Annotated in this window: 15 protein-coding genes and 1 pseudogene; 10 read left to right on the forward strand and 6 right to left on the reverse strand. The window is 43.6% G+C overall.

The features are described from left to right. The 3 genes from KDK18_RS03770 to KDK18_RS03780 form a co-directional block, all read right to left on the reverse strand. On the reverse strand, positions 1 to 1,346 hold a 1,346-nt coding region (locus KDK18_RS03770; RefSeq protein ID WP_257253316.1), incomplete at its 3' end, for a hypothetical protein. 404 nt (positions 1,347 to 1,750) lie between these two features. Further along, positions 1,751 to 3,799, reverse strand: a complete 2,049-nt coding sequence (locus KDK18_RS03775; protein WP_257253317.1) for a hypothetical protein — start codon at positions 3,797 to 3,799, stop codon at positions 1,751 to 1,753. Next, positions 3,796 to 4,155, reverse strand: a complete 360-nt coding sequence (locus KDK18_RS03780) for a hypothetical protein (protein ID WP_257253318.1) — start codon at positions 4,153 to 4,155, stop codon at positions 3,796 to 3,798. The genes KDK18_RS03775 and KDK18_RS03780 overlap by 4 nt, the downstream gene beginning before the upstream one ends. A 316-nt stretch (positions 4,156 to 4,471) precedes the next feature. Here KDK18_RS03780 and KDK18_RS03785 point away from each other — a divergent pair, with 316 nt between their 5' ends. From KDK18_RS03785 to KDK18_RS03810, 6 genes are all read left to right on the forward strand, one after another. Then, positions 4,472 to 5,476 carry a calcium:proton antiporter gene (locus tag KDK18_RS03785; RefSeq protein WP_257253321.1) on the forward strand — a complete coding sequence of 335 codons (1,005 nt, stop codon included), beginning with the start codon at positions 4,472 to 4,474 and terminating at the stop codon, positions 5,474 to 5,476. Between the two features lie 307 nt (positions 5,477 to 5,783). Further along, entirely contained in the window at positions 5,784 to 6,938 is a 1,155-nt protein-coding gene (carA, locus tag KDK18_RS03790) for a glutamine-hydrolyzing carbamoyl-phosphate synthase small subunit (protein WP_257253322.1), read from the forward strand. 92 nt (positions 6,939 to 7,030) lie between these two features. Then, positions 7,031 to 10,252, forward strand: a complete 3,222-nt coding sequence (gene carB, locus KDK18_RS03795; RefSeq protein WP_257253323.1) for a carbamoyl-phosphate synthase large subunit — start codon at positions 7,031 to 7,033, stop codon at positions 10,250 to 10,252. Beyond that, positions 10,249 to 10,725, forward strand: coding sequence for a transcription elongation factor GreA (greA, locus tag KDK18_RS03800; protein ID WP_257253324.1), 477 nt, complete (start codon positions 10,249 to 10,251; stop codon positions 10,723 to 10,725). Before carB ends, greA begins: the two co-directional genes overlap by 4 nt. Positions 10,726 to 10,923: 198 nt before the next feature. Continuing rightward, positions 10,924 to 11,772 (forward strand): hypothetical protein, encoded by an 849-nt coding sequence (locus KDK18_RS03805; RefSeq protein WP_257253325.1) that lies wholly within the window; start codon positions 10,924 to 10,926, stop codon positions 11,770 to 11,772. A gap of 491 nt (positions 11,773 to 12,263) precedes the next feature. Beyond that, the gene (locus tag KDK18_RS03810) at positions 12,264 to 12,725 is read left to right on the forward strand and encodes a hypothetical protein (protein WP_257253326.1); all 462 of its coding nucleotides are present in this window, start codon (positions 12,264 to 12,266) and stop codon (positions 12,723 to 12,725) included. An 83-nt stretch (positions 12,726 to 12,808) separates the two neighbouring features. Here the strand turns inward: KDK18_RS03810 and KDK18_RS03815 are convergent, their stop codons facing one another. Next, positions 12,809 to 13,384: a hypothetical protein gene (locus KDK18_RS03815; protein ID WP_257253327.1), complete on the reverse strand. Its 576-nt coding sequence runs from the start codon at positions 13,382 to 13,384 to the stop codon at positions 12,809 to 12,811. Positions 13,385 to 13,559: 175 nt separating this feature from the next. Here KDK18_RS03815 and KDK18_RS03820 point away from each other — a divergent pair, with 175 nt between their 5' ends. After that, the gene (locus KDK18_RS03820) at positions 13,560 to 14,804 is read left to right on the forward strand and encodes an RING finger protein (RefSeq protein ID WP_257253329.1); all 1,245 of its coding nucleotides are present in this window, start codon (positions 13,560 to 13,562) and stop codon (positions 14,802 to 14,804) included. A 1,136-nt stretch (positions 14,805 to 15,940) separates the two neighbouring features. Here KDK18_RS03820 and KDK18_RS14625 read toward each other — a convergent pair. After that, positions 15,941 to 16,144: pseudogene (locus tag KDK18_RS14625) on the reverse strand (IS1182 family transposase); the annotation flags it as partial. 260 nt (positions 16,145 to 16,404) lie between these two features. On the opposite strand from KDK18_RS14625, the gene KDK18_RS03825 reads away from it, so the two are divergent. Further along, positions 16,405 to 17,193 (forward strand): hypothetical protein, encoded by a 789-nt coding sequence (locus KDK18_RS03825; RefSeq protein ID WP_257253331.1) that lies wholly within the window; start codon positions 16,405 to 16,407, stop codon positions 17,191 to 17,193. 255 nt (positions 17,194 to 17,448) lie between these two features. Here the strand turns inward: KDK18_RS03825 and KDK18_RS03830 are convergent, their stop codons facing one another. Beyond that, positions 17,449 to 17,847: a hypothetical protein gene (locus KDK18_RS03830; protein ID WP_257253332.1), complete on the reverse strand. Its 399-nt coding sequence runs from the start codon at positions 17,845 to 17,847 to the stop codon at positions 17,449 to 17,451. Between the two features lie 168 nt (positions 17,848 to 18,015). On the opposite strand from KDK18_RS03830, the gene KDK18_RS14630 reads away from it, so the two are divergent. Further along, complete coding sequence (locus KDK18_RS14630) at positions 18,016 to 18,234, forward strand: transposase (protein WP_373691141.1); 219 nt, start codon at positions 18,016 to 18,018, stop codon at positions 18,232 to 18,234. A 91-nt stretch (positions 18,235 to 18,325) separates the two neighbouring features. Beyond that, positions 18,326 to 19,588, forward strand: a complete 1,263-nt coding sequence (locus KDK18_RS14535) for a hypothetical protein (protein ID WP_306670849.1) — start codon at positions 18,326 to 18,328, stop codon at positions 19,586 to 19,588. The last annotated feature ends 348 nt before the right edge of the window (positions 19,589 to 19,936 follow it).

Here is a 19,936-nt window from a genome sequence, read left to right on the forward strand (position 1 = left end):
CCAGATGCCTCATTCAGATTCTGAATGGCATCATGCAGTTGTAGAAGAAACCGAATAATAAGGTGTTGAAAATAGGCATTACCGGGGTCGTACTGTGTTATGTCAATGTAGCTGAATATCAGGCGATCTTCTTCTGCAATGACGACGGTATTCCAGGAATGTTTTTTTAATGTCGAAAACATTTCGTTGATGAGGTAAACGTTTGCCAGTACGTCAGGAAACATTTGTTTCAGTTGAGCAAAAACAACCGTCCCCAATGCCGAGTATTTATCACAGTCGCCAATGCCCCTTCGCCAATATTCAGCTACTGAACAATCTATCGGGAAAGTCAGCTCCAGTTCTCCTTCATCCACTGATTCGTAGTGAAGCTTTTCTGAAACAATCTCCGCTGTCAGGTAGAGCAAATTATAAATCGTTGGGTTTTTTACACGTTTGGCTATGTTTTCAACGTACTTGAAAATCTCTTCCTGATCGTCGGTTGAAAAATGTCGCATAAATTCTTGTGAAAAATCTCTGCCAGAAAATACTGTGTTAAGCCGGAAAAATAAAGCTTTTGGTAGAGGAATAGTCTCTTTTTTGCTCTGGTAGCCAGCAAGATTACCAAGGTGTTCAAACTCAAGACGGGTTGTGGGATATACAGTGCAGGTCCGTTCGTCAGAGATTAGAGATGGGTAGGTGTCCAGGTCAATGCCACGAAAGTAAAGAGATTTTGCATCTTGCAGGTTCAGGGTTATATCCATACTCAGGGCTTTATGAAGAAAATCAGTAGGCACTTTTGAAACGTAGAGTTCTTTTAATTCATTGGTTGTTGAGGCGAGTCCCTTGTATCTGGGCAGATCTTCTATGGTTAGCCCCTTTTCCATTGTTTCTTGAAGCCAAACCTTCGAATAGTCAGAGTCAGCGTAGAAATAGTAGCCATTTTTGTATAAGGCGCTTGCAAGATCAGGAGGTATTCCATTTTTGAAGTAACTGGTCAAAATGTTGGCCTGATCAACGCCGGCTTCGAGGTAGCTATTCGCCTTTTGGGGACTTAACCCTGCCTGTAGAATTTTATCTATAAAAGCAGGTTCACCAGCCACACTGGGATGAAACGATGCAACGACTTCCGGAGTCATGTTACGCTGGGTAAATCTGTGAATGTCATACGGGCTGACCATTGGGGCTTTTTGAGAAAAAAGAAAGACTTCTTCTGCTGTGGTTCCCACCTCTGTGAGGCGCTCAATATCATAACCGGCCAGTGCGTCGTTCAGGCAATGTTCTTCTTGTTCTGTAATATCAGCGTTGACACAAAAACTCATCGTTATGAGTAATGCAGATATCAGCTTGATGGAATTTGGAATGCACATTGGCGTACTCCTTTAGTGCCGGGTTCAATAGTCCTTTCATACCAATCGAACTTTCTAACTCCCTATTGCGCTGAAGAGTCGAGCCTTAATCCTGCGTTGGCGATCGTCACCATAGCTAAGGCTATGACTCCTTATGCCGCCTTGTTTTAAAGCTCAAATATCCATGCTCATCACGAAAGTTAGAAAGGACTATTGGTATTAGAGTTTCGGGAGAGATATTAGTTCCCCTGGGAGGGAAATATAGTTTTGTCTCTGAATGGGTTCGTTCTGTGCAGCTGACCGGAACCGCAGAAAGCTGGATGTTTTTATCGAAGCCATTGGCCAGGTACAGATGCTGGAAGTTGTGCGAAGGAGAGGATTTATTCAAAGCCCCCTGAACAAGGTATTTTTGGCTGAGCCGGATTTCAGTTATCCGGAAGATTTCTTTCTAATACTTCCAACATCATGTTGTTGTCAGGATGCAATGCCTTTTGTTGTAATGCTCTGGCCAGTTCATAAAAACTATCTCCTGGCTTAGTTGTTTGAGACATATAATCAAGCACTATTTCATTTGATTTATCACAGACGTACTGGCAAAACTCGGGTAATCTACCTTCGTCTAATAACCGGGTAAAGTAACTTTGCCGATCATCAGCTGAGAGATGAGTATATTCATGGATTTTTGAGGTATCCGTTCCATTAAAAAAGTGCGGAATTAACGTTGAGATTAGCCCAGTATATCTCAGGATTTCGTCTGTGATTACTCTACATATTTTATTGAGTTCTAAATGGGCATTCTCAGGGGTATACCAGAGATCATGTTTGATTTTTCTGTCACATAACTCTATTTGCTCTTTGCTCATTGTTAACAGAGCCGATTTAACCTCTTGCATAAGGAATGGATTAAAATGAAATGCACTATTAGCTACTTTCCAGCGGCCTAAGAGTTTTGGGTTGCCTGTTGTTGGTATTTCATGACCACATCTGCTCAGTCCAAGGTAGGGTTTATTTAAGCATTGTGCAATATTAGCGGTGCTGGCTCCCGGTGCATAAATGGGGATGTTGGAAAAATAACAAATCAACTCAAACAGTCGCTTAGGTAAAAAAGTAAATTCAAATACGGTGACCTTATCTTTAAGTGATTTCTCAGCAGTAAAGTCCAGGCAGTAATTAGTTGAAAACTCTATATTACCAGTATCACTGAGCTCTTTTTTTTCTTTTTCAGACAGGTCGATCTTCTCGCTGTGTGGTGCAATAATAATGATAGGCTTATCGCCAAAACACGCTTTAGCGGCATTTGTGTAATTGTAATACTCATGTTTTAACATCCCCGAAGCATGATAGGAAAGGGCTAGATATATTTTATTTTCTTTGGCCGATTGCAATAATTCGGTAAAAAATTGAGCTAGTTTTTCAGTATCATAACCTTGTGTGACTGGATTTTCTAAGCTGTTAGCTATATCCCTTTTCATTAACTCTGGTGTTGACGTATCTTTATTGATCTCATATGGATAAATGGGCAGATGATTTTCTAGGTTTTTCAGGGGCATTTCCCTTGTAGATTCAGGGAACCACCTATAGTTAGTTATTTGAAATAATGGAGCTTTTGTTGATGTTTTATACGAGTCCCAAACGGTGTAAATTTGTAGTGTATTTTTTGATAAAAGATGGGTTGGTATTGTCTCTTCTACGATGTATGGAATACCAAATAGCTTATCCGGTCTTATTTCTGGTGACGATAATTTGTGTTCCCCATAAATGATAAATTCATCAATGTCACGTGCAGGTAAACCAGAAAGAAGATTTGGTAATTTGTTGCTAAGAGTAGGTTCATAGCCAGAAAAGCGAACCAGATGTAAAGTGCCAGGAGAAAGTCTGACAAAATTCCTTAAGAATTCTATATACAGGTTTAAATTTCCATAACCCCGACCGTGGATAGCTTCTACCAGAAAAACGATTTCTTTAATTTTTCCAGCTTTACTTTGTAAAGAGGTAATTCTATTCATAGATGATGCATGAATCGGTATCTGCCTGAAAAAATCCTGAAGAAAAGATATCCATTGCTTGTCCTTTGGTATCAAACAACCAGCTTGCAGGAGAGCACTACTTTCGATAATAGAAGACTCTTTACTGCTTTTTAACTTTTCTGGAAGTGCCTCTGCGGACGAACTTTCATAAGCTTTTCTTTTTTTGTTATGCCATGTAATTCCTTCATGAGTTGAAACATAATAATGCTCTAGTTTAGTTGGAGGGGCAGGAAAAGGTTTTTCCAGGGTACTTTCCGGTGTGTGTACTTGGTTTATGACAGAAGTTGCACAAATATCATTCTTAAAGGTTCTGTTTATATTATGGTTTGCCTGACTGGCAAAGGTATCAGTAATATTTTGTTCGCCTTTTTCTGCTTTAATGGTTTTTTCTTGTGTTAACAGTTCATTGGTAAGTCCGGACTGAGCTGGAAAGTGACTATTAATCATAATGTACCTCCGAACCCATTCGCCGTTTGGGGGCTTAACACTGCCTGTAGGATTTCATTTATAAAAGCTGGTTCACCAGCCGCTCCAGGATGAAACGATGCAACGAATTCCGGAGTAATGTTAAGCTGGGTAAAACGGTGAATCTCATACGGACTGATCATTGAGGCTTTTTGAGCAAAAAGAAAGACTGCTTCTGTCGTGGTTCCTGTCTTAATGAGGCGCCCAATATCATAATCGGCCGGCGTAGCGTTCAGGGAGCATTCTTTTTCTTGTTTTGTACTATCAGCGTTGACGCACAAACTCGTAGTTACGGGTAATGCAGCCATCAGCTTGATGGCATGGTTTATAATGTTCATTGGTGTACTCCTTTACTGCCGGATTTAATAGTCCACTGGATATTAGAGTCTCGGGAGAGTGATTAGTTCCATCAGGAGAATTTAGAAGACTTTCAGGCAAAGAAGCCGGGAAAGATTAGGGAGATTTTCTCAGCTCATCTATTATTTGTTCACATGCGGCTAAGTGACTACTTTCCTCATATCAATAGCCTTCAAAACATATTTTTTACGGGTAGCTTGAGCAGTGATAAAACTACCTTTGGTGTTGAAATCCGAACCTGGGCTTTGTTCAGGTATTGCAGCATCAATACTGTTCTATTCGTTGTGCAACCACTTTTTGACGACAGGTTCTTCTAACTGGGTCAGTGCCGGACTGTTTCTGCTTTTGTTTGTTGTCATGCTTTGGTCTTCCTTTGGTGTGGTTCGCCATGCCGATGGTTTGGCCGAACAGCTGGGAGAGCCGTACGGCACTCTGATACTGACCCTGTCAGTGATCAGTATCGAAGTTATTGTGATTTCAGCCGTAATGCTGACGGGTAGTCATAATCCGACACTCGGTCGGGATGTGATGTTTTCTGTCCTGATGATTGTACTCAATGGGCTGGTCGGATTGTCGCTGCTTCTGGGAGGGGTCAGGCATGTTGAGCAGACGTTTAATTTACAGGGCGCTAACTCTTTTCTCGGGATTCTTATTCCTCTCTCTGTGTTGGGTTTGATTCTGCCTAATTTTACTGAGTCAACGTCCATAGGTACTTTCTCCCTTGAGCAAATCGTCTTTCTCGTTGTCATGAATGTCGTCCTCTATCTGGCTTTCCTGGGCATGCAGGCTATGAGGCACCGGCACTATTTTGTGGGCGATAATGAGGGTTATAATCGCAAGAGTGAAAAGAAGTTGTCTGTCTCGTCGCATACCCTGCTTTTGCTCTGCTACATGGTTCCCATTGTATTGCTGTCCAAAAAGCTGGCAGTGATTGTGGATTATGGGATTTATGAACTGGGGGCGCCTTCGGATCTGGGTGGTATGATTGTGGCGATTCTGGTTCTGTCTCCGGAAGGCATGGCGGCTATCAGGGCGGCAATAGCCAATAATCTTCAGCGCTCTATCAATATCTGTCTGGGATCGGCCTTGGCCACCATTGGTATGACTATTCCCGCTGTGTTGCTGATTGGAATTCTGACATCCAAAACCATTGTTCTGGGTTTGAATAATGTCGACGCATTATTGTTGGTTCTGACGTTGCTGGTTTCCATGGTGAACTTCGCATCAGGTAAAAGTAACCTTTTCCAGGGGGTGACTCATCTAACATTGTTTTTCTGCTACATGATTCTGATTTTTGACTGATCGAAATGCATAAATGCCTGTTTACGAGTGCACTGAATTCAAGTGTTTCCTGGTAGAAGAAAATCTTGTCTTTTTACGAATATTGTGTTCAAATGCGAAAAATTTGCATTAGATTTATTGAGGCAGTTAGCGTGCCCCTGAAATCCCTGATAAAAGTCGGATAAGAAAGCGAGACGGTGATTCAATTTACCTCTCGCTTTTTTTGAGCGTGCTCTTTAAGGGAGCAGGTGGAACAGCCTTGAGCGTATAGAAAATCATTTTGCCCATGAATGAGATGATTTTCATGAGGTGAATGTGGGAGGAATCATTGACTAAGTCAGCCGTACTGGCTCTGGAAGACGGAAGTCTTTTTCGGGGCATTGCCATTGGATCCGACGGAGAAACCAGTGGTGAGGTCGTTTTCAATACAGCCATGACAGGCTATCAGGAAATACTCACCGATCCTTCTTATTCCCGTCAAATCGTCACTCTCACCTATCCACATATTGGTAATACAGGTATTACTCCCGTAGACGAAGAGTCTACTGAAATTCACGCAGCCGGCCTTGTTATTCGTGATCTTCCTCTTCTCGCAAGCAACTGGCGAAACACAATGCCTCTTGATGAGTATCTTCGTACTAATCACATCGTAGCCATCGCTGATATTGATACCCGTCGCCTGACCCGCATCCTGCGAGAAAAGGGTGCCCAGAACGGTTGTATCCTGGTGGCCGATGAGAACGGTCATATTGATGAAGCGGCAGCTCTGGAAAAGGCTCGTGCATTCCCTGGCCTAAAAGGTATGGACCTGGCTAAGGAGGTCACGGTTTCCGAACCTTACGAATGGAAAGAAGGCGTCTGGGCTCTGGAGTCTGATGATCACCAGTCTGTTGACGAGCAGCCTTTCCATGTCGTGGCTTATGACTTTGGTGTGAAGCGCAACATTCTCAGAATGCTGGCCCAGCGTGGCTGCCGTTTGACGGTAGTGCCCGCAGTGACTTCTGCCGAAGAGGTTCTGGCCATGAATCCGGACGGTGTTTTCCTGTCCAACGGTCCTGGCGATCCGGAGCCATGTGATTATGCCATCAGGGCCATTCAGGATATTCTGGAAACCCGTATCCCGGTCTTTGGTATCTGTTTGGGTCATCAGCTGCTGGGTCTGGCCAGTGGTGCAAGCACCATGAAGATGAAGTTTGGTCACCACGGAGCCAACCATCCGGTGCAGGATCTGGATTCCGGTGTGGTGATGATTACCAGTCAAAATCACGGTTTTGCCGTGTCTGAAGAGAAACTGCCTGAGCATATCCGGGTCACTCACAAATCCTTGTTTGATGGCAGTCTTCAGGGGATTGAGCTGACCGACCGGCCCGCTTTCAGTTTCCAGGGGCATCCTGAAGCCAGCCCGGGGCCACACGATGTGGCGGTGCTGTTTGACCGGTTTATCAGCCTGCTGGAAGAGCATACAGCCGCTTCCCAATCCTGATCGGGTCGCTTGAAAAAGAGACTTACAGTACAGACAACAGGCTTTCGTGAGCAAAGAGCTCCGCAAGCCTGAGACAAGTTACGAGAGCAACGATGCCGAAACGTACAGATATTGAAAGCATCCTGATCCTGGGTGCGGGTCCTATCATCATTGGTCAGGCCTGTGAATTTGATTATTCCGGAGCCCAAGCCTGTAAAGCCCTTAAAGAAGAGGGCTATCGTGTCATACTGGTGAACTCTAACCCGGCCACCATCATGACCGACCCCAGCATGGCAGACGCGACCTACATTGAGCCTATTCGTTGGGAAACAGTCGCCAAGATCATTGAGAAAGAACGTCCGGATGCAGTACTGCCTACTATGGGTGGTCAGACCGCTCTGAACTGTGCTTTGGATTTGTTCCATAAGGGAGTTCTGGAAAAATATAACGTCCAGATGATCGGTGCCAGCCGGGATGCTATCGATAAGGCTGAAGACCGTGAAATGTTCGACACAGCAATGAAGAACATTGGTCTGGAAACACCCCGATCCGGTATTGCGCATACCATGGAAGAAGCTCAGGCTGTGCTGGATCAGGTAGGCTTTCCCTGTATCATCCGTCCTTCTTTCACCATGGGTGGTTCCGGTGGAGGTATTGCCTACAACAAGGATGAGTTTGAAGAGATCTGTAAGCGGGGTCTGGATCTTTCTCCCACCAATGAGCTGCTGATCGATGAATCCCTGATTGGCTGGAAAGAGTACGAGATGGAAGTGGTGCGCGACCGCAACGACAACTGCATCATTGTCTGCTCTATCGAGAACTTTGACCCGATGGGAGTTCACACCGGTGACTCGATCACGGTCGCACCTTCCCAGACGCTGACTGATAAAGAATATCAGATCATGCGTAATGCCTCTGTGGCTGTTCTGCGTGAGATTGGCGTTGAAACCGGCGGTTCCAATGTTCAGTTCGGTATTTGCCCGGACACTGGTCGTATGGTCGTGATTGAGATGAACCCCCGGGTATCCCGTTCCTCTGCCCTGGCTTCCAAAGCGACTGGCTTTCCGATTGCCAAAGTGGCAGCCAAGTTGGCCGTGGGCTACACCCTGGATGAACTGCGCAACGAAATTACCGGAGGTGTGGTACCGGCTTCTTTCGAGCCAACCATCGATTACGTCGTCACCAAGATTCCTCGTTTTGCCTTTGAAAAATTTCCTCAGGCCGACGATCGTCTCACCACCCAAATGAAATCTGTGGGTGAGGTCATGGCTATTGGTCGTACTTTTCAGGAGTCTATGCAGAAAGCCCTTCGTGGTCTGGAAACCGGAGCCACTGGCTTCAATCCCATGCTGGATGTTTCTGCTGAAGGTGCTATCGACAAGATCAAGGCAGAGCTGGTTGTTCCAAAGGCGGATCGTCCATACTACGTGGCAGACGCTTTTCGGGCCGGTATGACTCGTGAGGAAGTCTTTAACAGCTGCATGATCGATCATTGGTTCCTCGTCCAGATCGAAGACATTGTTAAAGAAGAGCAGAATCTGGTCGGCAAAGACTTGTCTGCGCTGGATGCCACCACTTTGTTCAGCCTCAAGCGTAAGGGTTTCAGTGATGCGCGTCTGGCAGAGGTGATGGCGATCTCTGAAACAGAAGTGCGTAACCATCGTCGTCAGCTGAAGATCAAGCCGGTCTTCAAGCGTGTAGATACCTGTGCGGCCGAGTTTGCCTCTACGACAGCTTACATGTACTCCACCTATGAAGAAGAGTGTGAAGCTGTGCCAACTGATAACGAAAAGATCATGGTTATCGGTGGTGGTCCTAACCGTATCGGTCAGGGTATCGAATTTGATTATTGTTGTGTTCATGCGGCTATGGCTGCCCGCGAAGACGGTTACGAAACCATCATGGTTAACTGCAACCCCGAAACGGTTTCTACCGACTACGACACTTCTGACCGACTGTACTTTGAGCCGGTCACTCTGGAAGACGTCCTCGCCATTATTGATGTCGAAAAACCCAAAGGTGTGATTGTTCACTACGGTGGTCAGACACCTCTGAAACTGGCTCGTGCTCTGGAAGCTGAAGGTGTGCCGATTATCGGTACCAGTCCGGATGCGATTGACCGTGCCGAAGACCGAGAGCGTTTTCAGGGCATGATCCAAAAGCTGGACCTGTTACAGCCTGCGAATGCCACGGTGCGCAGTGCTGAAGAAGCTGTTGCTAAAGCCAAGGAAATTGGCTATCCATTGGTTGTGCGCCCTTCCTACGTTCTGGGTGGTCGTGCCATGGAAATCGTGGCGGGCGAAGATGAACTGCAAAAGTACATGAAAGAAGCGGTTCAAGTTTCCAATGATAGTCCGGTGTTGCTGGACCTGTTCCTGAATCGTGCCGTAGAAGTGGATGTCGATGCAGTATGCGACGGCGAGCGTGTGGTTATTGGTGCCATCATGCAGCACATTGAGCAGGCAGGTATTCACTCCGGTGATTCCGGTTGTTCTCTGCCTCCCTACAGTCTCAGTCCCCGCATCCAGGACAAGATTCGTGAGCAGGTGAAAGCCATGGCTATGGAGCTGGGTGTTGTTGGTCTGATGAATGTTCAGATGGCGCTGCAAGACGGTGAACTCTATGTGATCGAGGTTAATCCGCGTGCGTCCCGTACAGTGCCCTTTGTGTCCAAGTGCATTGGTCACTCTCTGGCCAAGATTGCCGCTCGTGTCATGATGGGTAAAACTCTGAAAGAGCTGGATTTTACCAGAGAGATTGTACCTCCCTACTACTGCGTAAAAGAAGCGATCTTCCCATTCAACAAGTTCCCGGGTGTGGATCCGATTCTTGGCCCGGAAATGAAATCTACCGGTGAGGTGATGGGTGTTGGTGCATCTTTCCCGGAAGCCTATTATAAGGCCCAGCTGGCTGAAAACATGGCACTGCCAGAAGGTGGCCGTGTCATCATCAGTGTCCGTGATCAGGACAAACCAATGGTGCCTGGTATTGCGCGCCTGCTGATGGATACCGGCTTTGAGCTGATGGCTACCAGTGGAACTGCCCAGGTGATCGAAGATGCCGGCCTGCCCGTGACCCGGGTTAAAAAGGTGATGGAAGGTCGACCAAATATGGTGGACAGTATCGTCAATGGTGATATAGCCTTTGTTGTCAATACCACCGAAGGTCGTCAGGCCATTGCAGACTCCTATAAAATCCGCCGATCTTCGCTGACCAATAAGGTTCTCTACACCACCACCATGGCAGGTGCGGAAGCCATTGCCCGGGCCATTGCCTTTGGCTCGGAAAAAACAGTCAGAAGACTTCAGGATTTGCACGAAGGTAGGACTGGATGAATCGATATCCAATGACCGTGGAGGGTGAAAAAGCCCTCCGTGAAGAGTTGACTCAACTGAAAACCGTGGAAAGACCGCGCATTTCTCAGGCGATTGCTGAAGCCCGGGAACTGGGAGACTTGAAAGAGAACGCTGAATATCACGCAGCCCGTGAACAGCAGAGCTTTACTGAAGGTCGTATCAACGATATTGAGGCCAAGTTATCCAACGCTCAGGTCATCGATATCACTACGATCAAAAAAACCGGTAAGGTTATCTTTGGTACCACGGTTTTAATGGTTAATCTGGATACGGACGATGAAGTCGAGTACAAGATCGTGGGTGATGATGAAGCAGACATCAAATACAACAAGATCTCTGTGAACTCACCGATTGCCCGTGCCCTGGTTGGTAAAGAAGAAGGTGAAGTGGTGGTAGTGAATACACCTTCCGGCAATGTTGAATATGAGATCGATGAGGTTAAGCACGTCTGATGGTCTCGTTCTCTGCACGGGTTGGAGACCTGTGCAGAGAAGTTTCTTTTCCTCTCTCTGCCCTTCCTGATCAGCCAGGTGTTTTATGTCAGCCTAACTGACAGTGCTGTTAGTGATCTTGTCAGCCATTGATAGCATTCTTGTCAAACAACAAAAAACACAACAAAGAACACAACAAGGATTGATGGAGGGAGTAGTATGATAAATTTTCTGCAAACAGGCTCAGTACCCTTTGATAAGAATGCTATTACTGATAAGTTGGAAAAGCTTGGAAACCTTGCCTCCAGCTTCAGGCGCAGTACGGTCAGGGCATTCAATAACGTCTGTGGTTATATGAAGACTGCTGGCGACTTCTCTCACACCCACTACTCCGACCAAAGTTCAAGGAGCTCGGGCAGTGCCAAACAGGTTTCAGAACGAGCGATTGCCAGACCACCTTCAGAACGAGGTATTACCAGACCGGTTTCAAAACCAGGCCAGCCGGAGAGCCAGAATGACAACAATCTGGCAGCCAGACTTGAGAGTCTCAAAATTGATTGCTCTCGGGCGCATACTAAGCAGGATCTGGTGACGATGAAACAGAAAACCACAGGTCTCCTGGACGATGCCAAAACAAAGCTTCAGAATCATCCTGAGGCTGGCAAAGTGCTTGAAAAGCTGAATGTTGCGGTCAATTTGCTGGAAACTTCATCTGAAGATGAAAACCACGTCCATGAGGCTGCTGACTACCTTCAGAAGGTGCTGCTAGACGTTCGTTTCGATGAGTTGAGCCAGTTGCGTCAGCGAAATGACCAAATAATGAAAATTGAGCGGGATGTTGCTGATGTCCATGAAATAATGCATAACCTGCAAGGTATCGTTCATGAACAAGGTCAGGACGTGAGCCGGATTGAAGATCATATCACTCAAAGCAGAGATAATGTTGAAGAAGCCGTGGAGTCTCTGGATTCAGCGAAAAAGTCGGCTAAAAAAGGTCGCAAACTGAAGATTTTTTTAGGTATTGTGCTTGCCGTTGTCGGTATCACCCTGTTGGCCTGCTTGCTCTGATATAGCTGTCGAACGTGGAGGTGTGAGATGACAAGTCACTCACACCACCAAACCTTTTAGCTTTAAGAATTTCCGGGATTTGACTCAATACCTCTATTATTTTCTCTCAATGACTCTCGTAGAAACTTATTGTTTAGCGGGCTTAAAAGCTTTTATTTTTTTAATACCATCCAAAATTTCCTGACCCTTATCGGATTAACTCATTTTCGATAGACTTCGCAATTTTTTTAGAATGTGAACGGGAATAGTAGCTTTTTCTTAAGGAGCCCAATACAACTTTTCAACACCGTCACTACCAAGAAAAACATCACCAGATTAAAGTTTTTTCTGTAAGTCTCATTGCAAAAATCTGTACTGATTTAACAACCAGAAGGCAAAGCTATGTCTATACTGTTAGCTTTTAAATCAGAGTGTTTGCTTAATGAAAACTGTTAGAAATCTGCTTTTCTCTCTCTCTGTTACTTTGCAACATGGGTATCATTGGTAACCAAATGACCTATGCTAATGACAGCCTTAATGTTGTGGCAGTGTTATTTGCTCAAACTTTGTTGCAAGTCATGTTTCCTTATTTAACAGAAGAAGAGCAGGTAAACCTGCAAGCTTCTTCATCTGCTGCTGTGTTCAGGTCTGCTGCGGGAGGTGAAAATATACTTCAACAATTAGTTGACAAGCCAGAGTGGGTAGTCAGGGTTGATAGCCTGCTTGAGGTTCTCGAAATTACAGTGGCAAGAGTTCAATCATTGATTGATTCAGGGGATCTTGTTTTACAAGCAGTATACTCATATGAAGAAACAGTAGCATTGCAACGAGTATTAAACTCTAAAACAGCCATTATTCTGGAGTCTGGAATATCAACATATCCTCAGCATGAGCAACCAGGGATTAGACGTCAGATGGCAGAAAGAGTTAATGATTTTATGACCTTTCTACGTAGTAAGATGGATATGGAATAAATCATAGGCAATATGCCATTTCAAACCTTGCCGACGTTGACGGCGTCGGTGATTGGTTATGTGGTGCTAGTTGAAGGTTGCGATTAATCTTTGAAGGAGGCTTGATCTACAATAGTATAATCTCCTGATATCTGACTTAAAGTTGAGCTTCCGTCAGAGTGCAGTTCAAAATGTAAATCTTGATCAGAAATTCTCTCTAAAGCAATAACTCTGCTACTGACCATTGTGCGAGGTTGTTGTGGCTGATCCATTTTTACATTTCCAATGGCTGCCATGGTAATAGAGTCGCTGGATGCCAATCCAGGCTCAAACAGAACGACACCAAGAGATGGTGGATTGCTGATCTGTGAATATGAGCTGAGAAATTTTGACACCAAATCTGCATGCGGCAAGTGACGTTCATAGTAAAGATAGTAACTATCTCCCGCAATACTGTACAAATAGGAGGTGCACCCAGAACAGTTCTGACTGGTATGATAGACCTCGGCAAAATAGTCAATAAATCCAGATACTCCATCTATCTCGACATCCTTGACTTTCCCTTCACTATTGATGATACGAAATTTATTATTCGCTAACTTATCAATGCTTGAATAGCAAGTTACGGATAAACCTGTGAACAAAAAGAAGATCACTAAAATTCGAAGTGATTTATACATTCGTCATTTACCATGTCAGTAGTTGATGGTGAGCAGGTCAGTATAGACGCTTTTTCAGAAGCTTACATTTAGGTTCATAGTGCCAAACCCAACAGTTTACGATGGCAGTCTGCTGGATTTTTTTGTTGCGTGCGTCTACGTTTTTGATTCAATCCGTTTGAAAGCAGGTTTGTAATTGAAGAAAAGATTTGAGTTCTGTAAAAAGCTAATGGTCCTATCCTTAACAATCTTTTGTTTATCAGGATTTTGCTTTTCAGATTATCAAGAGCCTGATGAGAGTCAAGTGACTATAGGAGGTCAATCGATTTGGTATGACGTTGTTAAGGAGTCACTATGCAACTACATCTATATGCCAATAGATTATTACGTAGGCTCAAGAGGCGTTTTTCGTTTGGTATCAATACTTGCACTTGGGTATAGAAACTACTACGAATTTTATTTGCATCGTAGAGTTGGTGATAAAATAGACACTTGTCTTTTGATCGTTGCGCTAGCATTAATACCTGTAAATTTTATTTATGACATTTTAGAAGATAGAACAGCCTCAAGTACCTTAAGTAATAGCAATATGAAAGAAATAAAAATATCTAAGACAGTGGGGTTGACTTCTTTTGATTTAAGGCTTTCAGGCCTGTTAGAAAACAGTGCTTTATACAATATATCAAAACCATTACATAATCTTGGTGTTAGCAATATTAAATTTACCTCTTCTGAAGTAGATAATAAAATGCATCTTTTAATAGGGTTAACAAAGATGGGCAAACTTGAGGAAGTGTTCTTTGATATTTCATTCCCGACATTAGATTCCGATCGTTATCATTGGGTTGAACTTTGCTGTAATGAAAATAGTCATTGTAATCATTATTCCTCAATCCCACTAAGTATACTGTCAGAAGAAGTGATCAATGAGTTAGTCTTTTTATTAGATGGGAACTATGGTTTTGCGAAATCAATAAGTGATTTTAAAAGAGTCAAAGGAGTTGACTTTTCAGTTAATGAAATGTTTGTTGTAGTAAAAGTACAACAAAGAGAATCTGATATCTTTTCTTACGTTATATGTGACACTCAAACTCATACTTTACAACTAAAAAATAGCCGCTATTCATTTTCAAATAAAACTTTAGTCTATGAACTTATACAAAAATTAGCTGTTCAGGCTGAAAAATTAGCTGTTCAGGCTGAAGGGTGGTTTCGATATCTCATGGAATTAATTTTGAAGCAGTGTGAACATATAATGTTCTTCGCAATCACTGATTTCTTTTTTGAAGGTTATTTTCTTGGAGAATGTGCTATTTGCCGTGAAGCCATGATTCCAGGGGCAGTTTCGCCTGCCAGCTGTGACATACATTATTTCTGTACCTCATGCCTGATTGAATGGGCACAATATGGCGCTGGAATGTGTCCATATTGTAGAGATTAATGCAGCACACATCTTCGCCTTCAGCGACTGCCCCGCACGCGAATTAAAGGCTTGTTAGGTGCAAGATTACTTAAATGGATTGCATTTTGCAGCCGCAATGAAATCTCTGTAACATTTTCAGAGGTTAGATAATTAAAGCAATTACGGTTAAAAATATACCTGAAATAGTTTATAAAAGGCTTAAAGAAGGAGCCACTGCTCACATGACAGGAAGCTTTCCTCACCAGAAGTTCTATCTTGATATTCCAGACGGCTGACTTACGGATAGAGAGAAGAGTGTTGTTCCCGGCACGGTGTAAATAATGGGGCTAAGGAAAGTTATGCGGGAACTCATTTGTAAACCAGAAACTTTTTTTAGAGAATGATTTTCTTTATTTGAATTGGCAAGATCGTATACTCCTGACCTGAGCCTGATACGAACTGGACACCACTGGCAACATGATAGTGCCAGCAAGGTTTAACCGCTATATGTCTCGACTTTAGCTACTGCGTTGTAACTCGTAAATCCATTGGCTCGAAAGCAGTTAATTGCGCTTGACGGAGCTACGACTCATATGTGTTAGCTATGTACACCCGAGTTTAAGTTATTAAAAAAACCTTTATAGATTTAATAAGATATTTGCCTATATGAAAAACGTGACCATTATAAGTTAAAAATTATCCCCGATCTTGAATCTTGGGTTTGCTCAGCTCTTTGGATTAGATTGAAATGTTTTTTTGTTTTCTGCAACTACTAATTGCTCAGGTACCTTTTCTAAAAAGAATACTGATTCGATTAATTTTTTCATTACTGTTAGTAACTCTTTCTTTAAAGGGGCAGTCCTTAGAAATTGAAGGTGCTCTCTTAGTTAGGTCAATGCAAAATGCTTTATTCTTGATTGTAAAGGTTATTGAAAGTCAAGTTTCAGCCTCTTTTCACATATATCATCTACAAGAGAGCCTGGGAGATTATTGGGGTATTCATCTTGAACAGATCAATTCTGTTCAAGTCCATGAACAGGCTCTGAGCGTACAAATAACTTTATTTGAAGAGGTTTCCAACATTCCTACTGAGTTTTTTTTCATAAGATGGGTAGCTCCGAGTGAATGTAACTTTAGATAAATTACCATTTGGTGTGTTGCAGCAGCCAACAGACTCACAGAGTCTGCAAAATCAGAAGACTGAGAGGCCCGTGTAACCAGCTGATAAAATCAGCAATGGCCGTATAGCATGATTGACTGTCAGCAGACGGTGCCATGAGTACCGCGTTTGCCTGACAGAATCCGGTAATCCGGCGACCGGAAGTGAGGCCGCGGGAATATGCCAACAGAAACGCCTTCGAGAACATGGCAGGGTCATAAGCCGCACGCCCGCCGTCGTTATTTTAGTAGTGATCATGAAAGATCGTAGTATTGATTTCATGATGGACCTGATAATCCAACGTGTATTCAAAGGTGCCAGGAACCAACTGTTCCAAAAGCCCTGATATTCAGACTTATCAGAGGTTTTTCTGTAGGCTCAACGCAGGTGCAGTCCTCTGTTTTTTTCTTATGTGCAATCCCCGAGGCTTTTGCTAATTTTAACCACTACTCTATGAAACGTTGAGTGACGTATGTAACCATGAAAAGTTTATCTTCAAATATGTTAGTAATTGCATTATTTGTTTGCAATTCACTTTCATCTGTTTGTCATTCTTCTCTATTTATCAAAGAGCACAGAAATGGATTTACAATCGCTGGTGAAGTTGACAGATATGAAAATAATGTGTTGTTTAATAATATAAGAATGATTCGTTATGCAAGAAATGAAAGCTTGTTAGACGTTTCTTCTGATTATGACTCTCTTGAGAATCTTTTAGAAAAACGCAATGGTAATTATGATATTTCCGGTGAAGAGCTTTCACTTTTTATCGATAATTTTAAAGATACAAGTGTTATAAGAAAACTGTTACCAATGTCGTTTTTTGTTAGTGAAATCACAGATAAGCCGATTTATATCACTGATATCCAATCTAAGGGAGATGTTTTTATTGCCCATGGAAATGTAACAAAACAAAGCAACGATAGAGTCACATTTGTATTTATAAAAAGGAATATGCTTTTCGGTAAATCGGATGATACGTGGTCTCTAAGGAAAATATACTTATATAAATCTCATTTAGATTTCGACGACCTGGATCGTGCAATAGAAGAGATTTCTTTCACTGAAGTTCAAACTGATAATTATCGTAAGTTACTTGTTTGTGGTAATGATCCAAAAAGAATTTATCCAACAAGTGTTTCAATACAATTGCTCAGTTTAGCAACTTCCGTCTTCTCAGTGGTAATCATTATAATAACCCCAATAGTAGCTCTTTATATTCCACGTATGCTCCACTCTATTCAGCGAAGACTTGAGCTAACTCAGTAGTATGATTCTCTCACTGCAAACAGACCTGCTTCAGCTGCGCGCCGAAGGGGCGCAGCTGGTGAGCAGCGAAGTCCCGGAAACCGTCTGATGTGGCACTCTGGCGACCAATTTCGACAAAGAGTTCAGTGTATTGAAAAGCGTTTCCAGTATGTGGGCGAGCACTCGAACTGGATTCTCTTGCCGGGGTGCAGTTATCTGCCCTTGACGAAGTTAAGGCTCATATGCTTTTTTCGGCTGCTTACTACGATGTGATAATTATTGACAAAGCTCTTCAATTGAAATTACTGAGTCAAGTACTAAGCATTCTTGACGGCATAATTCGGAGAAAGAATTACAAGGATTGCCATCCGCATCTACATAGGATGGTGCTTCAAGTGCATCTGTGCAAAGCTTGTGCTTATCTGTTGCTTCAATGTATCCCAAGTTATGAATCCCGCCTATGTAAAAGCTGACGATTGCTGGATTAACATCATGACTTTTTAAAACTGATTGACCACCTCCATATGCTTGTGACTTTATCCTGTATTCACATCTATTATTAAATTCTGTTTTATCATCAAGGCTAACCTCATTCCATGAGTTTGCGGCAGCAGAAAAACAAGCCATCAATGAGCTTAACATTAATAAAAGGGATTTAATTGTACGATTTACCATTATTATTCCTCTAACTTTTTGTCCAAGGTTGGAGGCATTATCTTAGTATATGAATACAGAGTGTGCTCATTAATTTATGTGTCGCATAAGCCTTTTAAATCAGTAGTTCTCGATAGGAAATTCAGTGGATTTTCTTGGGTACGCCCGGCATGGGCATGAACTTATGGGGTGAAAGCCTTTAATAAAGAGATGTTACGAAAAAGAACAGTCATAGAGAGTGTCAATGATCATCTGAGAAATATCTCTGGGACAGAGTACACCCGGCACCGATCACTGTACAACTTTGCTGTCAATTTGATAGTAGGCCTAATAGCCTGTCACCGAGAACCCGGAAAGCCTCATATTGATATTTCAGTACTAACTGAGGGTCTGGCTGTGGCTTTCTGAGCGTCGAACATACGTTAGTTAAGGATTTCGTCATTTTAGCTTCATTGAGGGTCTATATTTCCTGTTCATTAACTGTAACTGGGAAATGACCATGAAAAAGTCATTCAATCTATTGCTGTTGCTTTTGTGTTTTTTTCATTCGATGGTACAGGCCAGCTCTCCCTCACAGAGTGATTTTGATTTTCTTGAGCCTATTAATGACACCGCACTGGTAGCAAATGGGCTTGAGTTCACGAAAAGCATTGCCGGCGTCTCTTTGTCTACCCTGTTGAATCTTGGTATATGGTGGGGTGTCTGTAAAACAGCAGGAATAGTTTCCGGGCTTTCAATCACCTATGATCTGGCTGCGTCGGATGCAAAGGAGCCGGATAAGTGGAAAACGGATTTCTGTTTGCAGCTGGCTCCCGTGATAACCACCGCCGAAGTGGCGCTGGCCGGGCACGTGTCTCCCTGGCCCCTGGAACAGCATTGGTGGAAACCCTTGTATTTTGCCGGTGCAGTAATGGCAGCTTATACCACTACTACGAAAACGAGGGAGCGCATCCCTGTCGCGGTCTTGACTTACCTTGCTTCCGAAGCGGTATCAAGAACCGGAGCCAGCGCTATTTCGGCATTCATGCTAAGAAAAATGAGCATAAGAGACATTTCAACTGAATGGTATGCAGCTGGTGGATACACAATATTGTCTTTGAGTAATGGGCTTATGGCAGGGGATATCGCCTATGAAGTCATGACTCATAAAGGCTTCAGACCAGCAAAAGTGATTTTTGCTTCTGCTGTCAGCGCAGCGATTGTGGGTACCCTCTTGGGCATTATTTCTGAGTTAATAATTGACGAGGACCGACAAATAAAGGCCGGTGTCGAAGCTGTAACCGCAAGCGGGGCATTAACCGGAATCGGTGCTGTAACCGTAATCGGCACTGTAGCCGGATTCGGAGCGGTAACCGGAATTGGAGTTTTAAACGGAATCGGGGCTTTATCCGGAGCTTTATCCGGAGTTGTATCCGGAGCCATAGCCGGAGCCGGACTCGGAGCCGGAGTCGGAGTCGGAATCCTGAACGAAGTCGGACTTGGAGCCGGAGTTGCAGCCCTGGCCGGAGTCGCACTCTTAGCCCCAGCCCTAGGCGGAGTTGGAGCCTTGCTTATGTTGGGCAGTTCGAAGATAAGCTCAAACAACCCGTTTATCAAAGCCGGTGTCACTCTGGTGCCTGCGTTGACTTTCGCTGTTGTCAATGGTCTTTCAAGCCACGCTGTTTATGGCTATCCACTGGAACAAAGCTTTTCAGAGACTGGCTGGACTCAGTGGAAAAAGTTCTATGCGCCCCTGAATTATCTCTCAACGTTGTTTAACTGACAGACTCAACTGTCAGCCACTGGAACAGCGGTGAACTCTGGCAGCTATCGGCTGCTCTTGTGGCTATGCCGAAGGCATAGTCTATTGGAAACATTTGATGGCTGCCTCATTTGCACCGCACTTTATTTGCAACGCACTTTGTAGTTAAGGATATTGTCACTCATAGCTTCGTTTAGAATCTATATTTCCAGTTCAGTCACTGTATCTGTATCTGGGAAGTCACCATGAATAAGTTATTCAACCTGTGTCCGTTACTTTTGTGTTTGCTCTATTCGATGGCACAGGCCAGCCTTACCTCAAAAAGTGATTTTGATTTTCTTGAGCCTCTTAATGACACCGCACTGGTGG

It is taken from the genome of Endozoicomonas sp. SESOKO3, from assembly GCF_024606255.1.

Coding starts and splice junctions, on each gene's coding strand:
- KDK18_RS03780 (WP_257253318.1), bottom strand. CDS start 4,155: ATGAACATTATAAACCATGCCATCAAGCTGATGGCTGCATTACCCGTA.
- KDK18_RS03815 (WP_257253327.1), bottom strand. CDS start 13,384: ATGTATAAATCACTTCGAATTTTAGTGATCTTCTTTTTGTTCACAGGT.
- carB (WP_257253323.1), top strand. CDS start 7,031: ATGCCGAAACGTACAGATATTGAAAGCATCCTGATCCTGGGTGCGGGT.
- KDK18_RS03810 (WP_257253326.1), top strand. CDS start 12,264: ATGACCTATGCTAATGACAGCCTTAATGTTGTGGCAGTGTTATTTGCT.
- KDK18_RS03830 (WP_257253332.1), bottom strand. CDS start 17,847: ATGGTAAATCGTACAATTAAATCCCTTTTATTAATGTTAAGCTCATTG.
- KDK18_RS03825 (WP_257253331.1), top strand. CDS start 16,405: ATGAAAAGTTTATCTTCAAATATGTTAGTAATTGCATTATTTGTTTGC.
- KDK18_RS03775 (WP_257253317.1), bottom strand. CDS start 3,799: ATGATTAATAGTCACTTTCCAGCTCAGTCCGGACTTACCAATGAACTG.
- KDK18_RS14535 (WP_306670849.1), top strand. CDS start 18,326: ATGAAAAAGTCATTCAATCTATTGCTGTTGCTTTTGTGTTTTTTTCAT.
- KDK18_RS03805 (WP_257253325.1), top strand. CDS start 10,924: ATGATAAATTTTCTGCAAACAGGCTCAGTACCCTTTGATAAGAATGCT.
- greA (WP_257253324.1), top strand. CDS start 10,249: ATGAATCGATATCCAATGACCGTGGAGGGTGAAAAAGCCCTCCGTGAA.